Origin of the sequence: Azohydromonas sp., assembly GCF_035325925.1 — a bacterium.
GTDB lineage: Bacteria > Pseudomonadota > Gammaproteobacteria > Burkholderiales > Burkholderiaceae_C > Calidifontimicrobium.
The window spans coordinates 86,637-104,660 of the sequence record NZ_DAOKZA010000004.1; the positions used below are offsets into that span (position 1 = coordinate 86,637).

The 18,024-nt window shown below is 74.6% G+C and carries 20 protein-coding genes; 9 read left to right on the forward strand and 11 right to left on the reverse strand.

Annotated features, from left to right (window positions below; all coding sequences use genetic code 11):
* Nucleotides 1-9 precede the first annotated feature (9 nt).
* Genes PKC53_RS02705 through PKC53_RS02715 form a run of 3 tightly spaced genes read left to right on the forward strand, consistent with a single transcriptional unit; the run spans nucleotide 10 to nucleotide 1,378 of the window.
* Entirely contained in the window at nucleotides 10-504 is a 495-nt protein-coding gene (locus PKC53_RS02705; RefSeq protein ID WP_324426039.1) for a DUF2938 family protein, read from the forward strand.
* Between the two features lie 47 nt (nucleotides 505-551).
* Complete coding sequence (locus PKC53_RS02710) at nucleotides 552-1,121, forward strand: flavodoxin family protein (protein WP_324426040.1); 570 nt, start codon at nucleotides 552-554, stop codon at nucleotides 1,119-1,121.
* A gap of 26 nt (nucleotides 1,122-1,147) precedes the next feature.
* Complete coding sequence (locus PKC53_RS02715) at nucleotides 1,148-1,378, forward strand: DUF2798 domain-containing protein (protein WP_324426042.1); 231 nt, start codon at nucleotides 1,148-1,150, stop codon at nucleotides 1,376-1,378.
* A gap of 51 nt (nucleotides 1,379-1,429) precedes the next feature.
* Here the strand turns inward: PKC53_RS02715 and PKC53_RS02720 are convergent, their stop codons facing one another.
* From PKC53_RS02720 to PKC53_RS02735, 4 genes are all read right to left on the reverse strand, one after another.
* Nucleotides 1,430-2,737: a hypothetical protein gene (locus PKC53_RS02720; RefSeq protein ID WP_324426044.1), complete on the reverse strand. Its 1,308-nt coding sequence runs from the start codon at nucleotides 2,735-2,737 to the stop codon at nucleotides 1,430-1,432.
* Complete coding sequence (locus PKC53_RS02725; RefSeq protein ID WP_324426046.1) at nucleotides 2,734-3,468, reverse strand: hypothetical protein; 735 nt, start codon at nucleotides 3,466-3,468, stop codon at nucleotides 2,734-2,736. The genes PKC53_RS02720 and PKC53_RS02725 overlap by 4 nt, the downstream gene beginning before the upstream one ends.
* Before the next feature lie 146 nt (nucleotides 3,469-3,614).
* On the reverse strand, nucleotides 3,615-4,532 hold the full coding sequence (locus tag PKC53_RS02730) for an NAD(P)H-binding protein (RefSeq protein WP_324426048.1): 918 nt from the start codon (nucleotides 4,530-4,532) through the stop codon (nucleotides 3,615-3,617).
* 275 nt (nucleotides 4,533-4,807) lie between these two features.
* On the reverse strand, nucleotides 4,808-6,244 hold the full coding sequence (locus PKC53_RS02735; RefSeq protein WP_324426050.1) for an MATE family efflux transporter: 1,437 nt from the start codon (nucleotides 6,242-6,244) through the stop codon (nucleotides 4,808-4,810).
* A gap of 305 nt (nucleotides 6,245-6,549) precedes the next feature.
* Between PKC53_RS02735 and PKC53_RS02740 the strand changes: the two genes are divergently transcribed.
* The gene (locus PKC53_RS02740) at nucleotides 6,550-7,089 is read left to right on the forward strand and encodes a GNAT family protein (protein ID WP_324426052.1); all 540 of its coding nucleotides are present in this window, start codon (nucleotides 6,550-6,552) and stop codon (nucleotides 7,087-7,089) included.
* A gap of 454 nt (nucleotides 7,090-7,543) precedes the next feature.
* Complete coding sequence (locus tag PKC53_RS02745) at nucleotides 7,544-9,265, forward strand: TonB family protein (protein WP_324426054.1); 1,722 nt, start codon at nucleotides 7,544-7,546, stop codon at nucleotides 9,263-9,265.
* Nucleotides 9,266-9,339: 74 nt separating this feature from the next.
* On the opposite strand, the gene PKC53_RS02750 is transcribed toward PKC53_RS02745, so the two are convergent.
* Entirely contained in the window at nucleotides 9,340-9,498 is a 159-nt protein-coding gene (locus PKC53_RS02750; protein WP_324426056.1) for a hypothetical protein, read from the reverse strand.
* 83 nt (nucleotides 9,499-9,581) lie between these two features.
* Between PKC53_RS02750 and PKC53_RS02755 the strand changes: the two genes are divergently transcribed.
* Both PKC53_RS02755 and PKC53_RS02760 read left to right on the forward strand, forming a co-directional pair.
* On the forward strand, nucleotides 9,582-9,818 hold the full coding sequence (locus PKC53_RS02755) for a hypothetical protein (RefSeq protein WP_324426058.1): 237 nt from the start codon (nucleotides 9,582-9,584) through the stop codon (nucleotides 9,816-9,818).
* A gap of 130 nt (nucleotides 9,819-9,948) precedes the next feature.
* The gene (locus PKC53_RS02760; protein WP_324426060.1) at nucleotides 9,949-10,545 is read left to right on the forward strand and encodes a phenylacetic acid degradation protein PaaY; all 597 of its coding nucleotides are present in this window, start codon (nucleotides 9,949-9,951) and stop codon (nucleotides 10,543-10,545) included.
* 85 nt (nucleotides 10,546-10,630) lie between these two features.
* Here the strand turns inward: PKC53_RS02760 and PKC53_RS02765 are convergent, their stop codons facing one another.
* The 6 genes from PKC53_RS02765 to PKC53_RS02790 all read right to left on the reverse strand — a co-directional run bounded on the left by PKC53_RS02765 (nucleotide 10,631) and on the right by PKC53_RS02790 (nucleotide 14,616).
* Complete coding sequence (locus PKC53_RS02765; protein ID WP_324426062.1) at nucleotides 10,631-11,266, reverse strand: DUF1109 domain-containing protein; 636 nt, start codon at nucleotides 11,264-11,266, stop codon at nucleotides 10,631-10,633.
* 25 nt (nucleotides 11,267-11,291) lie between these two features.
* Entirely contained in the window at nucleotides 11,292-11,846 is a 555-nt protein-coding gene (locus PKC53_RS02770; RefSeq protein ID WP_324426064.1) for a sigma-70 family RNA polymerase sigma factor, read from the reverse strand.
* Between the two features lie 197 nt (nucleotides 11,847-12,043).
* Nucleotides 12,044-12,502 (reverse strand): DoxX family protein, encoded by a 459-nt coding sequence (locus PKC53_RS02775; protein WP_324426103.1) that lies wholly within the window; start codon nucleotides 12,500-12,502, stop codon nucleotides 12,044-12,046.
* An 80-nt stretch (nucleotides 12,503-12,582) separates the two neighbouring features.
* Nucleotides 12,583-13,383: a DNA-binding domain-containing protein gene (locus PKC53_RS02780; protein WP_324426066.1), complete on the reverse strand. Its 801-nt coding sequence runs from the start codon at nucleotides 13,381-13,383 to the stop codon at nucleotides 12,583-12,585.
* Between the two features lie 8 nt (nucleotides 13,384-13,391).
* A complete protein-coding gene (locus PKC53_RS02785) occupies nucleotides 13,392-14,270 on the reverse strand; it encodes a DUF692 domain-containing protein (RefSeq protein ID WP_324426068.1) in 879 nt (292 codons plus the stop codon).
* A 34-nt stretch (nucleotides 14,271-14,304) separates the two neighbouring features.
* On the reverse strand, nucleotides 14,305-14,616 hold the full coding sequence (locus tag PKC53_RS02790; protein WP_324426070.1) for a DUF2282 domain-containing protein: 312 nt from the start codon (nucleotides 14,614-14,616) through the stop codon (nucleotides 14,305-14,307).
* Nucleotides 14,617-14,849: 233 nt separating this feature from the next.
* On the opposite strand from PKC53_RS02790, the gene arsS reads away from it, so the two are divergent.
* Nucleotides 14,850-15,851 carry an arsenosugar biosynthesis radical SAM (seleno)protein ArsS gene (arsS, locus tag PKC53_RS02795; RefSeq protein ID WP_324426072.1) on the forward strand — a complete coding sequence of 334 codons (1,002 nt, stop codon included), beginning with the start codon at nucleotides 14,850-14,852 and terminating at the stop codon, nucleotides 15,849-15,851.
* A complete protein-coding gene (locus tag PKC53_RS02800; RefSeq protein ID WP_324426074.1) occupies nucleotides 15,851-18,016 on the forward strand; it encodes an FAD-dependent oxidoreductase in 2,166 nt (721 codons plus the stop codon). The genes arsS and PKC53_RS02800 overlap by 1 nt, the downstream gene beginning before the upstream one ends.
* Nucleotides 18,017-18,024: the final 8 nt, after the last annotated feature.

An 18,024-nucleotide genomic window follows, 5' to 3' on the forward strand; every position in this document is an offset into this window, starting at 1 on the left:
GAGATCCCCATGCCTGCCTTTCCGCTCGTCGCCCACATCGCGCTGGTCGGCATCGGCGCGACGGCGCTGATGGACCTGTGGCTGTGGCTGCTGGCGCGCCTGGGGGTGCCGACCACCGGGTTCGCGATGGTGGGCCGCTGGGTCGGGCACGTCGCACGCGGCACGATCGCCCACGCGGCGATCTCGAAGGCCGCGCCGATCCCCTTCGAGCTCGGCCTGGGCTGGCTGACCCACTACCTCATCGGCATCGCCTTCGCGGCGGCGCTGGTCGGTCTGCAGGGCGCCGCGTGGCTGCATCAGCCGACGGCGCTGCCGGCCCTGGCGTTCGGAGCCGCCACCGTGGTCGCACCCTGGTTCGTGATGCAGCCGGCCATGGGCGCCGGCTTCCTGGCCCGCAAGACACCGGCGCCGCTGAAGAACGGCCTGCGCAACCTGGCCAACCACGCGGTCTTCGGCGCCGGCCTGTACGTCGCGGCGGCCGCGCTGGCGCGAGTCGCCGCGTGAGCCGCTCGCATCCCTCGTCGTCCCTCGACCGTCCCGGAGACTCCCTCATGAGCAAGCTCGCCATCGTCTATCACAGCGCCCACGGGCACACCGAGTTCATCGCCCGCCAGGTGCATGTCGGCACCTCGGATGTCGTCGGCGTCGATGCCCGCCTGGTCCCGGCGGAAGACATCGCGCGCCGGCCCGACGACCTCGTCGCGTACGACGGTTTCATCTTCGGCTCGCCGACCTACCTGGGCGGCGTCAGCGCGCCGTTCAAGAACTTCATGGACTCGACGGGCCGCCTCTGGCGCACCCAGCGACTCAAGGGCAAGCTCGCCGCCGGGTTCACCGTGTCGTCGCTGCCCTCGGGGGACAAGCTGTCGACCTTGCTGTCGATGTTCGTCTTCGGCATGCAGCACGGCATGCTGTGGGTCGGCAACCCCATCGTGCCCGAGCAGCACAGCGGCGTGCCGTACGAAGAGGCGGCCAACCGGCTGGGCTCGTGGTCGGGGCTGATGGCCCAGGCCGGGCACGCCGCACCCGCGGACGCGTTCGTGCCGGGCGACGTCAAGACCGCACGCCTGTTCGGCCGGCATGTCGCCCAAAGCCTGGAGCGCGTGCTCGTCCCGGCTTGAACACGTCAACTTCCAGGAGGACCTGCATGTTCCCCAAACAAGTGGCCCCCGCCCTGTTCGGCCTGATCCTGTCGGGCCTGATGTCGCTGCTGGTGTCCGGCATCTCGACCTATCGCGCCGTCGGCTTCGGTGAAGGCTACGCCGGCCTGTGGGTCGGTGCCTGGCTGACCGCGTGGCTCGTGGCCTTCCCGGTGGTGCTCGTCGTGGCACCGCTGGCGCGCAGGACGGTGGCGTTGCTCGTCGACGACCGGCCGTGAAGCTGGTCGCGCCGGGCGTGGTGCGACGACGTCGTCGATCGGTGCCGCGGTTCAGGCGCCGAGCAGCCCGAGGCGTCGCGCGACGTCTTCGCGCCCGGGATGCAGCGACTCCAGCCGCCGCAGGTAGCCGATCGCGCGCGGTGTGTCCTTCAGGTGGGCCGCGGCGCTGGCCGCGAGTTCGAGCACGGCGGCACGGCGCTGCTCGCGTTCGCCGACTTCGGCGGCCAGCATCGAGGCGCCGACGCTGTCCAGCGGGTGCAGCGCCTCTCGTCGAACGCGTGCCGCGGGCAGCGTGCGATCGGTGAGCGCAAGGTAGCGGTCGGCGTCGCTCAGCGCATCGGCGGCGCGCCCCTGCCCGAAACGTGCCGTGCCGCGCTGCCACCAGCCGTCCTCGAAGTCGGGATCGAGTTCGATCGCCCGCGTGGCGGCCGCCTCGGCCATGTCGTGGCGGCCGATCCGGCAGACGCAGAACGCCAGCCTGCAGAGCTCGGCCGGCTGCAGTTGCTCGATCAGCCGCTGTCCCGGATCGTGCTGCTGGGCGTCCTTCGACAGGGCGGCCAGCATCGCGGCCATCGGCTCGACGCCGGCCGCCTTCCAGACCGCGTAGCCCGCGGTCGCCGCCAGGTACATCCGCGCGGCGGCGTGCAGTTCCAGCGCTCGGCTGCCGGCGGCGCGGGCGAGCGTGCGAGCGCGGTCGAAGTGCTCGACGGCCTGGGGCAGCAGGCGGTCGCTGCCGATGTTGAGCACCGCGTGGCCGATCCGGCAGTGCAGTTCGGCGGACCTGGCCTGGTCGGGAAAGGCCTGCAGGTAGGCGTCGAACAGGCCGAGCCGGTCCCAGCAGGCCAGCCCCACCGCGGCGCGTGCGAAGTCGGCGCGGCCGATCCGCGTGCCGTCGGCCGCGATGCCCAGCGTGTTGTACCCGGCCTGCAGGAAGAAGCGGTCGGACCACGGGTCGGCAAACGCGATCGACGCGGCGTCGCGGTCGACGTGACCGATGCTGCAGTAGTGATGGGTCTGGCGGTCGGACAGCAGCACGGTGTCCTGTTCACGGGCGAACCACCACAGGTGCGCCGGCGGCACGGCGACGCCGCGATGCAGCGGCACGCGCCAGCGCGCGGACCAGACGGGAAACACCGCGGCGTCCGCGACCTCGTGGCGCACGGGTGCCACGGCGCGGTTCTGCACGTCGGCGAACTGCCCCAGGTCGACCGGCGTCATCGGCCGCGGCCGCGGGTCGTCCGCGGCGTGACCGACACCCGACGTCGCGAGCAAGGTCGACCACGTCGCCTGGTTGTCCAGGTAGACCTGGATCCGCTCGTCGCGTGGCGGACGCGCGATCAGTCCGTCGTCCGCACTCATCGTTCGCCCTGGTAGATCGACACCGGCAGCGAGGTGTGCTGCCGCAGCTCGGCGGCGCCGACGCGGTAGAACCACCGCAGGCAGAAGCGGTAGAACCCGGGTCGCTGCGCGGTGACGGTGACCCGCAACGGCTGCGGCGCGTCCCTGGGGCCGAGCGCGAGCAGTGCGGCGGGGTCCGTGTCGAGGAAGTTCGGACTCTCGGCCACCAGCGGCCTGTGTCGACCGTCGGGCTCGCGAACCATGCGGCGCGCACGGCCGACCTTCGGCCCGTCGAGTTCGACGAAAAAGCGCATCGGCTCGACCAACCCGGCGCCGAACAGTGCCGCGGCGTCGATCCCGGCGTCGTACTCGGGGTGGCGTTCGGCCCGGTAGTCGATCAGGTGCAGGTCCAGTCGCTCGAGCAGGATCTGCGCTTCGCTTCGCCCGTCGTGGGCCAGCGTGACCGCCAGGCGCACCCCCTCGATGAACACCGGCTCGCTGCCATCGGCGCTGGCAAAGGGCCCGGGCGCGCCGTCCAGGGGGGTCATGACTTCGGCGGCGTCGAGTTCGGAGATCTTCAGGTCCGCGCCGATCAGCGCGCGCGCGTTCTTCAGCGCCGCCGATGCGCCGGGCACGAAGGCGCCGGGCACCTCGAGCAGCTTGATGACGGGTTCACCGACGTTGCCGGCGATCGTGCGCACACGATCCCAGAGCCCGGTGCGCGGCTTCCACGTCCACGGTGTGGGTGACATGCTTGCTCCTCGGCGCACGTGTCGCCGTCTCGAACGGGGGGCAGCGACCGCTGTCTGCTTGCGCCGGCTCGCGCGGTGGGCGCATCGGGCAGCGCGGTCCTCGCCCGTGGCCACGCATCATGTGCTGCATGCGGCTCGCCACGTGCTCAGCCGCGTGCGCGTGATTCGGCGACGCGCCCGCGCACGAACTGCTCCAGCGTCGTGAGCGTGATGCCGTGTTCGCGCTCCAGGGCCGCGGCACCGTCGAAACGTTCGCCGTACGCGTCGTCCGGCAGCGCCGACAACCGCAGCACGCGCGCCAGGCCCGGGTGCAGCGGCGCCGCCACGCCGGCGATCGCGCGTGCGATCCCCGCCGGAAGGCGGCCGATGCGCGCCGGGATGCCGGCCTCCCGCGCATAGAGCTGCGCGACCTGCGTGTTGCTGTGATGACCGTGGCCACCGAGCGACAGCCGCTGGAACGGCGGCGGGTCGTCGAGCAGCGCGCGCACCGCGAACTGCGCGACGTCGCTCGCGGCGACGAAGTTGCGCGGTTTCGTGCCGGGGCCGATCAGCCGCGCCTTGCCCTTGTCCAGCAGGTCCTTGCCATTGAACAGGTGCACGTGCTGTTCCATGAAGGCGGTCGGGCGCAGCACCACGTGGGGCAGGCCGCTGGCCGCCAGCGCCTGCTCGACGGCGTGTTTGGTGCGGAAGAAGTCGATCGGGTGGTCAGGCGCCGCACCGTGGGCGGAGGTGTAGACCAGTCGATCGACGCCTGCGGCCTTCGCGGCGGCAAACAGCGCGCGGTGGCCGGCGTCGTCGACGGCCTCCGACCGCCAGCGCCCGCGACCCAGCAGCCCGTGCGCCGCGGCCAGCACGCGCTGCACGCCGGCACAGGCGCGCTGCAGCGAGGCGATGTCGGTCAGGTCGCCGGCGACGACGTCGGCACCCAGCGCGGCCAGGTCGGCGGCCTTCTCGGGGTGGCGGGACAGCGCGCGCACCGGCACGCCGCGTTCGCGCAGCAGGCGCACGACCGGACGGCCGAGTGCGCCGGTCGCGCCGACGACGAGGACACGCGGCGCTGCCATCGCTGCGGATCGTCGTGATGCCGGCCCGATTCCGACATCCCACGAATGCACGGCCGCCGCCCGCGCGTGTCGCACACCTTCAAGACGACGTGGCAGCGGGCCCTGCTCGGTCCCGCGATGTGCGCCGAGCCATGCCGTCGCGCCCCCGTTCTGCCTTCGTCGACGATCACCCCGCAGCCCGGACCCGTCGTTGCGCGTCCGGTGGCGCGCACTGCGCGCGGGCCTGGCCGCGACGCGGCGAAGACGCTGCGCTGCGTGCGCGGCCGGCGGGTCGATCACCGCCGTGCCGGCAGCGGCGTGGTGCCGTCGGCCCCGATCGCGATCGCGATCGCCGGGCCGGCGCGAAGCCCGGAACGCCACCAGCCCGGCAGGCGCCACAGCGTCAGCGCCGTCGTCACGCCGGCGCCCGTGGCCAGGCCGATCCACAGGCCGGTCACGCCCAGCGCCTGCGCCTCGCACAGGTACAGGCCGAGCGGCGCGCCGAGCGCCCAGTAGCCGGCCAGCATGCACAGCATCGGCGTGCGGCTGTCCTTGCGGCCGCGAAACAGGCCCGAGGCGGTCAGGCCGGGATAGCCGGCGAGTTGGATCAGGCCGAGCAGCACCAGCAGCACCGAAGCGATCTGCGCCGCCGCCTGGCCCGCGGCGTCGCCGCCGAAGAAGGTGTTGGCCAGCGGCCGTGCGCCGAAGGCCAGCAGCAGCATCAGCGCGGCCCCGCCGGCCGTCGCGAGCGCGAGGCCGGCGGTGGCGACGGCGCGGGCAGCGGCGGGATCGTGCAGTGCCATCGCCCTGGCCGTGCGCACGGTGGCCGCCTGCAGCATCGCCGCCGAGCCGGCGTAGGCGAGTCCGGCCATGCGCAGCGTCAGCGTGTGCGCGGCGACCTCCGCCGCGCCCAGCGTCGCGGCGTAAAGCGTGGCACCGAGGAAGATGCCGGTCTCGGCGGTCATCGTGATCCCGATCGGGACGCCGACGCGCAGCACCGCCACCAGACCCGGCCCGTCGAGCGCCGGCGTGCCGGCGGTGGCGCGCGCCGGCGGCAGCGCGCGGCGCGCGACGACGACGAGCACGCCCAGGCTGGTCAGCGCCACCAGCACCGAGGACACGCCGGCGCCGGTCGGGCCCAGCGCAGGCACGGGGCCCAGGCCTTGCATCAGCACCAGGTTGGCGGCGGCGTTCAGCGGCAGCATCGCCAGCGTGATCTTGAGGAACACCTTCGGCCGCTCGGCGGCGGTCAGCACCGTGCGGTACAGCGCGATCCCCAGCATCGGCACCAGCAGCAGCGCCATGCTTTGCGCGTAGCCGCGTCCCTGCTCGAGCAACCCGGCGTCGAGGCCGAGGCGGCGCAGCCAGTCCGGCGCAAACCAGAGCAGCGGCGCGCCGATCAGCGCCAGCATCGCCACCACGGCCCGGCCGATGCGATCGAGCCGCAGGCGCTCGTCGGCCTGCGCGCGCGCCAGGGCCGCGGTGTAGAAGGGCGTGAGGCCGCCGAGGATGCCGGCGCCGAGGTAGAAGAGGATCGACTGCAGATCGCTGCCGACCGCGACCGCGGCCAGCGCGTCGGCCCCGAAGTAGGCCGACACCATCACCGTGTCGGTGATGCTCATGCCCATGTTGACGAAGGCGATCAGCATGATCGGCAGCGCCAGCCGCAGCAGTGCGCGCCCTTCGGCGTGCGGGCCGCCGGCTTCGGCGGCAGGTGTCTCGGGGTCGATCACGGGGCCTCCTCGTGCGCGCGCAGCGCGTCGTTGCGGTGACGGTGATCGTCGCGGCGCGCGCCGTGCGGCAACAGAGGCGGGATCGCCCGCGACCGGTCCGTTCGTGCCACGCCGGGCACGACGCCGATCGACGAGGGTGCATCGCCTCGTGCCGAGCGCACGACCGGGCCACTGGGGGGCCGGACCGCGGTTGGCCGAGAATCGCCGACTCGATCGCCGACCCGGGTCACCGTGACATTCGCCGCCCTTCGCCAGCACTGCGCGGTGGCGCAGCGCGAGCGGCTGGCGCTGCGGCCGTGGTGGAGATGAACGCCGACCCGCTGCCGGTGGCCGGCGATCGCGTCGTGCTGCGCCGCGTCGTCCGCGCCGACCTGGCGGCGTTCCAGGCCTACCGCCACGACGCCGAGGTCGGCCGCTACCAGGGCTGGACGCCGATGACCGACGCGCAGGCGCTCGCCTTCATCGACGAGATGGCCACGGCGCCGCTGTTCCCCGCCGGCGCCTGGGTGCAGATCGGCATCGCCGCGCGTGCCTCGGGTGCGCTGATCGGCGACCTCGGCGCCCGTGTCGCTGCCGACGGGGCCTCGGCCGAGATCGGCTTCACGCTCGCGCGGCCGGTGCAGGGGCGCGGGCTCGGCGGCGAGGCGGTCGGCCTCGCGCTCGCGCTGCTGTTCGGCCGCACCGGTGTCACACGCGTCGAGGCGGTCACCGACGCGCGCAACACCGCGTCGATCCGGCTGCTCGAGCGCGCCGGGTTCCGGCGCGCTGCGACTGCCGACGCGGTGTTCCGAGGCGAGCCCTGCGTCGAACACCGCTACCGGCTCGACCGGCCCGGCGTCGGCTGAGCGGCGGCGCTCACCGCGCGCCGCCAGCGCCGCGGCCGAGGCGATCGAACACACGACCGGCCACATCGCCCGCCACCGGCGGGCCGCATGTCCGCTTCCCGGCCGGCACCGGCGCAGCACGGGGCCACGCGAAGCGCGACGCGGCCGCGCACGCAGACGCACCGGCGGAGGCGACGTCGCACGGCCGGCGCGTGCAGGTGCATCACGTCCGGTCGCGACCGGCGCCGCTGCGCACCCGGCGCGGGCAGTGCCCCGCATCCCCGGTGTCGACGCGACAGCGTGATCCCCGAGAATCGTCGCGATGGCCCGCACGCGGATCACTGGCGCTCCCGCACTTGCCGCATCGGGGCCCGCGAGCGAGAGCCGGTCGACGGTGCCCGGCGCGTCGCCGCCGCCGGAGCCGTGCGGCGACACGGAGGCATCGCCCCGGGCCTCGGCCCCGGAGTGGCTCGCGATGGCCACGCGACGCCGGCAGACGCCGAGCGCTGGTGAACGTAGCGAGACGAGGCGGCTGACGCTGCCGCTGTTGCTGTCGCTGCTGGTGCATGCACCGCTGCTCAGCCTGACTCTCGGTGACGACGGGTGGGGCCTGCCGGGTCTTGCCTGGCCCTGGCAGGAGCGCCGCGTGGTCGTGCCCGACCTGCGCGTCGTGCTGATGCCGCCGCCCGCCACGCCCGTCCCGTCACCCGACGGGCAGGCCGTGGACCCGGCGCCCGGGGTGCCGACCGAGGCCCGCAGGGCCGGACGTCCGGCGCCGGCGCCGCTGCCGGCAGCGGTGCCCCTGCCGGCGGTGCCACGCCCATGGCAGATGCCGGCTGCGGTGAGCGCACCTGCAGAGCCGCCCGCGATGCCGTTCGCGGCGATGCCGGACACCGCGGGGGTGGCGGTCGATGCGCCACAGCCCGCCGGCGAGCCCGATCGACCGGCGCCCGACCCGACGGCGCAGGCGCCCTCGGGCCTCGGCGAGCCGACCGGCGACGCCGATCCGCTCGCCAGCGCCGCGGTGTTGGCGCAGGAGTCGGTCGTCGCCGTTGCCGCTTCCGCGTCGACCCCGCCGCAGGTGGCATCGGCGCCTCGGGAAGGCGGCGACGTGACCCGCGATGAAGCCGGGTCGCGGGAGGCCGAACGGCAGGAGGCGGCGCGCGAGGAGGCCGCACGCGAAGAGGCCGCACGCGAGGAGGCGGCGCGCGAGGAGGCCGCACGCGAGGAGGCCGCACGCGAAGAGGCCGCACGCGAGGAGGCTGCACGCGAGGAGGCTGCACGCGAGGAGGCTGCGCGACAGGACGTGGCGCGACTCGAGGCTGCGCGGGTCCGGGCCGAGCGCGAGGCGTCGGCGCGTCGGGAAGCTGCGCAGGTCGAGGCGCAGCGCCAGGAGGCGGCGCGGCAGGAGGCGGCACGCATCGAGGCTGCGCGAGCGCAGGCCGAGCGTGACGAGGCGGCGCGCATCGAGGCGGCGCGCCAGGCCGAGCGCGAGGAGGCGGAGCGGCAGGAAGCGGCACAGCGGGAAGCCGCGCGCCTCGAGGTTGCGCGGCTGCAGGCAGAGCGCGAGCAAGCAGCGCGACAGGAAGCAGCGCAACAGGAAGCGGCGCGCCATGAGGCCGCGCGCCAGGAGGCCGCGCGCCATGAGGCCGCGCGCGCCGAGGCTGCGCGCTTGCAGGCCGAGCGCGACGAGGCTGCGCGTCGGGAGGCCGCCGCGCAGGACGAGGCGCGGCGCGAGGCGGTGAAGCGGGCCATCGGGCGCCAGCTCGCCGAGGAAGCCGCGCGGCGCGAAGCCGCGGCACGGGCCGCCGCGCAGCCCGACTCGTTGCCCCATTCGCTGAGCACCGCCCGGCGCGTGCGGCTGTGGGGCTACACGCACCCCAACGCGGAACTCGTTCAGTACGCGCAGGCCTGGGCTCTGCGGATCCAGCTCAACACGCCGCACGCCACCGTGCGCGAGATCGCGAGTCGCGCGCATCGGCCACCGACGGTGGCGGTGGCCGTGCGCAGCGACGGGTCGGTGGAATCGGTGACCTTCACGGTGTCCAGCGGTGTGCCGCAGGTGGACGAAGCGGTCCGGCGCATCGTCGAGCGCCTGCAGCCCCACACGCCGTTCCCGCCGCTGCTGGCGCGAGAGGTCGACGTGCTCGAGATCCGGCGCACCTGGCACTTCGACGCAGCCGTGCGCCTGCACTGACGAAGGGCTCGCGCCACCGCGTGGATCGCGGCGACGCGCGGGCCGCCGCGTTCAGCCCGCGCCCGGGCGCCGCGTCACAGCCGGCGGCACTGGTCCTCCTTGCTCGCTGCCCGGTTGCCGCCGCCCGTGGGTGAAGGGATGTTCTCCTTGCACTGCAGGTTGCCCTTCATGCGGTTGTTCGCCAGCGCCAGGCCGCCGTAGTTCTTGAACGCCTGCAGGTTGCCGCCGAGCACGTTGTCGCTGGCGTTCAGCGCGCCGGTGTTCTCGTCGAACTGGCGTGCCGTCGAGCACGCAGCTGGCGCCGTCGGGGACGAAGATGTCGTCGAGGTGGACGGCGCCGATGCGCCCGGTGCACTGGCGCTCGTCGGCGCTGGCGGGGCCGGCGGCGCGCGGCCACGGCCTTGCCGACGCGGTGCTGCGCCGCCACCCCCGGCACCCGACGACGGGCTGCTCGAAGTACTGCGTCGGCCTGGGTGCCATCGGTGCGGTCGACCGCTTCAACCGCTTCCGGCCGGCTCTGCGGCGACTGGGCGTGCTGCCGTCGACCGCGTGAGGGCCCGCCGCGCGTGCGCCCGGTGTCGCCGGGCGGGCGGCATGGCCGCCGCGCCGACAATGCGCGCTGCCGGTCGAGAGACGCGCGCGCGGACAGACGCCGGCATGCCCGAACCGAGGAGAACCGCACCATGCCCTGCTACGCCATCGACGGCATCGCCCCCGTCGTCGACCCCACCGCGTTCGTGCACCCCGCCGCGGTGCTGATCGGCGACGTCATCGTCGGCCCCGGCTGCTACGTCGGCCCCTGCGCGTGCCTGCGCGGCGACATGGGCCGCATCGAGCTGCGGCGCGGCGCCAACGTGCAGGACTGCTGCGTGGTGCACAGCTTCCCGAACGGCGACGTGGTGATCGAGGAGGACGGTCACGTCGGGCACGGCGCCATCCTGCACGGCTGCACCGTCAAGCGCGACGCGATGGTCGGCATGAACGCGGTGGTCATGGACGAGGCGGTGGTCGGCGAACAGGCGATCGTCGGCGCCTGCGCCTTCGTGCCTGCGAAGACGGTGCTGGCGCCGCGCGCGCTGGCGGTCGGTGCGCCGGCGAAGGTCGTGCGCACGCTCGACGACGAAGGCGTCGCGCGCAAGCGCGAGGGCACCGCCGTGTACCACGACCTCGCGCAGCGCTCGCTGGCGACGCTGCACGAGGTGCGCCCCGACACCGCCGTCGCGGCCGACCGGCCGCGGCTGCGGCTGCCGACGCTGCGCAGCCTGACGGGCCGGCACTGAAGCGCCGCCGCAGGCGGGGCCGGCCGACGACCGGCAAGGCCGGCGCGTGCCGATCGCGCGTCCACCGGGCGGCCCGGTCGCGGCCTCACCAGCGCAGCAGCCGCGGCCCGAGGACGCCGCCCAGCAGCGCCACCAGCGCGATGCCCGCCGAGTACCACAAGGCCACGAAGGCCGGCGAGGTCTCGGTGCACGACAAGGCGTAGCCCAGCGCGCCCACCGCGCCGGCCATCAGGCCGGCCGCGAACCCGGCGGCGCGCGGGCGCGTCGTCGCCAGCCCACGCACCGCCCACAGCGCCGCCGCCAGCGCCGGCAACGACAGCGCGAACACGCTGGCCGGGCAACGGCTCCACGAGTGACCGAGGATCGCCGCTTCGCGCGCCTGCGCCGGGGCCAGCGCGACGATGCCGGCACCGATCGCGAGCATCGCCGCCACCACGGCCGCCGCGACCAGCGCCGGTGCGCGCACGCGCGCCACCGGCCTGGACAACCGCGCCGTCAGCCAACCGGCCGCGGCGGCGAGCGCGCCGGCGTAGGCGAGCTTCATCCATGGCGCCGGCGTGCGGTACATCTCCATCGGGATGCCGCCGAGCACGGCCAGCGCCACCAGCGCGCTCGCCGCCAGGCCCAGCGCGGCCGCCGGCGCCAGCCGGCGCGCGGCCGCCGCGCGCGGTGCCGGCCCGGCGCTGCGCGCCAGCATGTCGATCAGCGTCTCGGTCTTCATCGTCGTCCCGCCGGGAGTCGGGCGCTCAGCGCCGCACCCATGCCGCCAGCCGCCTGAGCCCGCGGTGCACCTGCACCTTGACCGCCGACTCCGACGCGCCGGTGCGCAGCGCGGCTTCGGCCACCGACAGCCCCTCGATCTTGGTCAGCACGATCGCCTGCCGCTGCGCCGCCGGCAACGCGTCGAGCAGCTGCTGCAGGTCGCGGCTCGCGCCGCCGTCGTCAGGCGCGGCGGCCAGCAGCTGCTCGTCGACGTCGTCGAGCGCGTCGTGCAGGTGCTCGCGGCGCCCGCGACGCCGCCACAGGTCGACCAGCTTGTGGCGCGCGATCGCCACCACCCAGGCGCTGACCGGCAGCGCCGGGTCGTAGGTGCCGCGCTGCAGGTGCAGCGCGAGCAGGGTCTCTTGCACCAGATCCTCCACTTCGTCGGGCACGTCGCGCAGGCGCCTCTTCAGGTAGCCGCGCAGCCGCGTGGCGATGCGCCGCAGGCTCTCGCGGTAGGCCGCCTCGTCGCCGGCCTGCGCACGCAGCCACAGCGGCTTCAGGGCCGACTCGAACTCGCTGCCGGCGTCGTCGGACACTTCGTCGTGCGGGGCACTCTGGTTACAGCGGCCGCAGCGGACGCCGGGGTCGGTGCGAACCTGCACACCCGGCGCCGATTCTGCCGCTGCCGAGCCCGACGTCCGCGCGACGGCGACGCCGCGGTCGCGATGGCGCAAGCGCCGCGAACCCGTCCGCCGCCACGGGTGCGGCGCGACCGTCGCCGCAGCCAGCGCGCTCAACGGCGGGCGATCAGGTGGTCGATCGCGATCACGCCGGGGCCTCGCGAGATCAGCCACAGCAGCACCGCCGCCCATACCCCGTGCGTCGCGTAGGCGCCGGGGTAGACGAGGAACTGGATCACCGCCGTCATCACCAGCAGCCCCAGCGCGGCAACGCGCGTGCCCAGCCCGATCAGCAGCAGCAGCGGCAGCACGTGTTCGCCCACCGCGGCGAGCAGCGCGGCCGACTCGGGCGGCAGCAGCGGCAGGCGGTATTCGTCGCGGAACAGCGCGACGGCCGACGGCGCGAGGCGCGGCACGCCCCATTCGAAGTGGCCGCCGACGATGTCGATCGCCAGCCCCTCGACCTTGGTCTGGCCCGAGCTCCAGAACACCGCGGCCACCGAGAAGCGCCCGAGCAGCGCGACCGCCGAATGCGGCAACGCCGACATCCAGCGCAGCGCGCCGTCGCGCATCGCGCGCAGCGGGCTCGAAATGCCGTGCGCGCCGGGCGCGGGCGCCGCGGTGCGCGACGGGGTGGGCGTCGGGGAGGCGGTCATGGCGGGCCGTCGGTGGGTGAGCGAGCGGGCGACAGGCCGACCACGGCGCCGTGCCGCAGCAGCGTCGCCAGCACGCGGGTCGTCGACGCGTCGGGGTGGGTGCGGGCGGCGGCGCCGAGCCCGTGCCCGGCGGCGAGCGCGTGCACCAGGTCGGCGTCCGCGGCGGCCAGCGGCACGACGAGCACCTCGTCGTGCGGGCGAAGCACCAGCGCGGCTTGCGGCGTGCCGAGGTCGATGCCGGCCAGCGCCGCGTCGCGCGCGGTCGCGTCGAGCTGGTGCGCGCGCCACAGCGAGACCGCCGGATGCGCACTGCGCAGCCACCGCAGCGAAGGGTGCAGCGCGAGCGCGGTGGCGTCCAGCGCGTCGGGGTCGTGCAGCCGCAGGGCCAGCGCCTGCGGGTCGATCGCGTCGGCGTCGGCCGCGTGCTGCGCCTGCCAGCGCATCCACTCCAGGCGCGCGACGTCGGGCAGGTACGGCAAGGCCGCCGCCGGCGCGAAGCCGGCGAGCCAGCCGGCGAACGCGGCGCCGTAGTCGCCCATCACCGGCGACCGCGGCGGATGCGCGTCGACGTGCTCGCGCGCCATCGCGTCGAAGAACGCGTCGCCGACCAGCGCGACGACCACGGGGAAGGTGTCGCCCAGCACGCCGATCAGCGATGCGACGACGTTGTTGCGGTGGACCGCGAAGCGCACCGACACGTCGGAACCGTTCCACGCCACCAGACCCGCGGGCACCGGGGCGCACGGGTCGAGCAGCGCCGCGGCGATGGCGTGCTGCGCGGGCGGCGCCGGGCGCATGGTCGGCCTCAGGCGACGGCGGCGCGCCGCCGGTCGACGACGGCGTCGCGCTGCAGCTGCGCCGCGCGCGCGGCCTCGGCCTCGAGCCGCGCCAGCGGCGGCACGTCGTGGTCGCGCTCGATCAGCGTCGGCACCGGCCCCAGCCGCTCGATCGTGCGTGCGTACAGCGCCCACACCGCGGCGCCGACGTCCGAACCGTGGTCGTCGATCAGCAGCCGATCGCCGGCGGCGTCGCGGTCGACGGCGTGCCCGGCGAGGTGGATCTCGGCGACGGCCGCCGCGGGCAGGGCCTCGATCAGCGTCCAGGGGTCGCCGCCGTGGTTGACGGCGCTGACGTAGGCGTTGTTCACGTCGAGCAGCAGCGCGCACCCGGTGCGGCGCACCACCTCGGCGAGCAAGCCGCCCTCGTCCATCGTCGACGCGGCGAAGCCGAGGTAGGTGCTGGGGTTCTCGAGCAGCATGCGCCGGCACAGCCGCTCCTGCACCCGGTCGACGTGGTCGCACACGCGGCGCAGCGTCGGCAGGTCGTACGGCAGCGGCAGCAGGTCGTTGAACCAGTGGCCACCGTGGCTCGACCAGGCCAGGTGCTCGCTGAACCAGCGCGGCTCGAGACGATCGAGCAGCGCGGCCAGGCGGTCCAGGTGCGCCTCGTCGAGCGGGCCCTCGCCGCCGATCGACAGGCCCACGCCGTGGACCGACAGCGGCCAGCGTTCGCGCAAGCGCAGCAGGTCGCGCCGCCACGGCCCGCCGTCGGCCATGCAGTTCTCGGCGTGCACCTCGAAGAACGGCGCGGCGCGGATGGCCGGCTCGCGGTCGGGCTGCAGCAGTTCGCGCAGGTGCATCGGCTTCAGGCCGATGCCGCACAGGATCGACGCGGGTTCGTCCATCGGCACGACGGGCGACGGCGGGCGCGTGGCGTGCTCAGGCCTGCTTCTCCTTGAACGCCTGCAGCTGGCCGAAGCCGGTCGACGAGGTCGTGCTGTCGGTCTTCTCGCAGGTTCCCTTGGGCACCAGCTTCCAGGCGTTGCCCTGGTGGTCGCGCGTGCTGGTGCCGGCGCACGTGGTGCCGGGCCCCGCGGCGCAGTCGTTCTTGCCCTTCAGGGCCACGCCGTAGCACTTCTCGGTGTCGGCCGACGGCGCCTGCGCCTGTGCGGACGCCTGCGCCAGCGACAGCGCGGTGCCGATGGCCAGCGCGAGCGCGGCGGTGTGGGCGGCGGTGGGGTGAGCATGCATGCGGGTCTCTCCTTGCGGTGCGTCGAGGGGTCGTGGTCGCGTCGGTGCGGGCAGGGGGCCCTTCACCGGGGCGCCGGTGGTGGCTCCCACCGGCGATTCGTCGCCACGCAGGCCCGCGTTACAGTGACTTCGCCATGGGTTTTCCCGGGGCGTCGGCGATGTAACCGGCGCCGCCCCGGCGGCGAACCTCATCGGCACGCCTGCCACCCACGCCCTGCGACCGCCACCCCGACATGCACGACACGCTGCCGCTGCTCGCCGACACCGACTTCCCGCCGCTGCGCCGGCGTCGCCTCGACACGCTACAGGTCAACCTGGGCTACCGCTGCAACCAGCGCTGCCTGCACTGTCACGTCGACGCCGGGCCGAACCGCACCGAGGCGATGGACGCCGCGACGGTCGACCTGCTGCTCGAGGTGCTGCGCGCCCGCCGCGTGGCCACGCTGGACCTCACCGGCGGTGCGCCCGAGCTGAACCCGCAGTTCCGCCGCCTGACGGCGTCGGCGCGCGCGCTCGGCGTGCGCGTGATCGACCGCTGCAACCTGACCATCCTGTCCGAGCCCGGGCAGGAGGACCTGGCGGGGTTCCTCGCGGCGCACGGCGTGGAGGTCACCGCGTCGCTGCCTTGCTATTCACCGGCCAACGTCGACCGCCAGCGCGGCGACGGCGTGTTCGGGCGCAGCATCGCGGGGCTGCGCCGGCTCAACGCGCTCGGCTACGGCGACGGCGGTGCGCTCGTGCTGAACCTCGTCTACAACCCGCAGGGCCCGTCGCTGCCGCCGCCGCAGGCGGCGCTCGAGGCCGACTACAAGCGCGAGCTGATGGCGCACTTCGGCATCCGCTTCGACCGCCTGTTCGCGCTGGCCAACATGCCGATCCGGCGCTTCGGCAGCACGCTCGTCAGCAAGGGCACGTTCGCCGCTTACATGGCGCTGCTGCGCAGCGCGCATCGCGACGACAACCTCGACACCGTGATGTGCCGCGAACTGGTCAGCGTTGACTGGCGCGGTGACCTGTACGACTGCGACTTCAACCAGATGCTCGGGCTGCCCGCGCGCCTGGCCGGGCGGCCGCGCGCGCACCTGCGCGACCTGCTGCGCCACGACCCGGCCGGCGAGGCGATCCGCGTGGCCGACCACTGCTACGGCTGCACCGCCGGCCAGGGCAGCAGCTGCGGCGGGGCGCGGGGGGGGGGGGTGCAACCGGCCGAGGCGCCGCCCGCCGGGGCGGCGTGATGGCCGCGCGGTCGCGCCGCGCGCTGTGGCTCGGGGCCGGCGCCGCCGCGATCGCCGCCGCCTGGGCCTACCTGCACTTCGACCTCGGCGCGCTGCTCACGTTCGAGCAGCTCAAGGCCAGCCGCGACGCGCTGGTCGGCGCGTACCAGGCGCGCCCGGCCGCGACGCTGGCGGCGTTCTTCGCGGTCTACGTGGCGGCCACGGCGCTGTCGATCCCCGGCGCGCTGGTGCTGACGCTGGCCGCCGGCGCGATGTTCGGGCTGGGTGTGGGGCTGGTGGTGGTCAGCTTCGCGTCCAGCCTGGGCGCGCTGCTGGCGTTCCTGGTCGCGCGCCACCTGCTGCGCGACGCGGTGCAGTCGCGCTTCGGCGCGTCGCTGGCACCGATCAACGACGGCGTGCGACGCGACGGTGCGCTGTACCTGCTGACGCTGCGCCTGGTGCCGGTGTTCCCGTTCTGGCTGATCAACCTGCTGATGGGGCTGACGCCGATCACCGCGCTGCGCTACTACGTGGTCAGCCAGCTCGGCATGCTGCCGGGCACCGCGGTGTACGTGAACGCCGGCACGCAGCTGGCGTCGATCGCGTCGGCGCGCGACATCCTGTCGCCGGCGCTGCTGGGCAGCTTCGTGCTGCTGGGGCTGTTCCCCTTCGTCGCCCGGGCGGGCGTCGGCTGGCTGCAGCAACGCAAGGTCTATGCGAAGTGGCCGCGGCCGAAGCGCTTCGAGCGCGACCTGGTGGTCATCGGCGCCGGCGCCGGCGGGCTGGTGTCGGCCTACATCGGCGCGGCCGTGAGGGCCGAGGTGACCCTGGTCGAGGGCCACCGCATGGGAGGCGACTGCCTGAACACCGGCTGCGTGCCGAGCAAGGCGCTGATCCGCTCGGCCAGGCTGGCGCGGCAGCTGCGCGACGCCGCCTCGCTGGGCCTGAAGGACGTGCAAGGCGAGGTCGACTTCGCCGCGGTGATGCAGCGCGTGCAGCGCGTGATCGGCGACATCGCGCCGCACGACTCGGTCGAGCGCTACGCCGGCCTGGGCGTCGAGGTGCTGCAGGGCCACGCGCGCATCACCAGCCCGTGGACGGTGCAGGTGCGGCTGCACGACGGCGGCACGCGCACGCTGACCACGCGCAGCATCGTCGTCGCCGCCGGCGCCGCCCCCTTCGTGCCGCCGATCCCGGGGCTGCGCGAGGCCGGCTGCCTGACCAGCGAGACGCTGTGGGGCCTGCGCGTGCTGCCGAGGCGACTGCTGGTGCTCGGCGGCGGGCCGATCGGCTGCGAGCTGGCGCAGGCCTTCGCGCGGCTCGGATCGCAGGTCACGCAGGTCGAGATGGCGCCGCGCCTGCTCGGGCGCGAGGACCCCGAGGTGTCGCAACGGGTGGCCGCCGCGCTGCGCGACGACGGCGTGGCGGTGCTCACCGGCCACGAGGCGGTGCGCGTCGAGGTGGTCGACGGCGAGAAGCGGCTCGTCGCGCGGCACGAAGGCCGGCAGGTCGTGGTCGCGTACGACGAACTGCTGTGCGCGGTCGGACGCAGCCCGCGCGTGAGCGGCTACGGGCTCGAGGCGCTGGGCATCGCGCCGGCGCCGGGGAAGGCGATCGAGACCGACGCCTGGCTGCGCACGCGCGTCCCGAACGTCTACGCGGTGGGCGACGTCGCGGGCCCGTTGCAGTTCACGCACGTCGCCGCACACCAGGCGTGGTACGCCGCGGTCAACGCGCTGTTCGGGCGCTTCGGGCGTTTCAGGGTCGACTACCGCGTGATCCCGTGGACGACGTTCACCGACCCGGAGGTCGCGCGCGTGGGCCTGTCGGAGGCCGAGGCGCGCGAGCAGGGCATCGCCGTCGAGGTGACGCGCTACGGCATCGACGACCTCGACCGTGCGATCGTCGACGGCACCGCGCACGGCTTCGTCAAGGTGCTGACGGTGCCGGGCAAGGACCGCATCCTCGGCGTGACCATCGTCGGCGAACACGCCGGCGACCTGCTGGCCGAGTACGTGCTGGCGATGAAACACGGCCTGGGGCTGAACAAGATCCTGGGCACGATCCACACCTACCCGACGCTGGCCGAGGCGAACAAGCACGCCGCCGGCGCGTGGAAGCGCGCGCACGCGCCGCAGAAGCTGCTGGACTGGGTGGCGCGTTATCACGCGTGGGAGCGGGGCTGAACGCGATC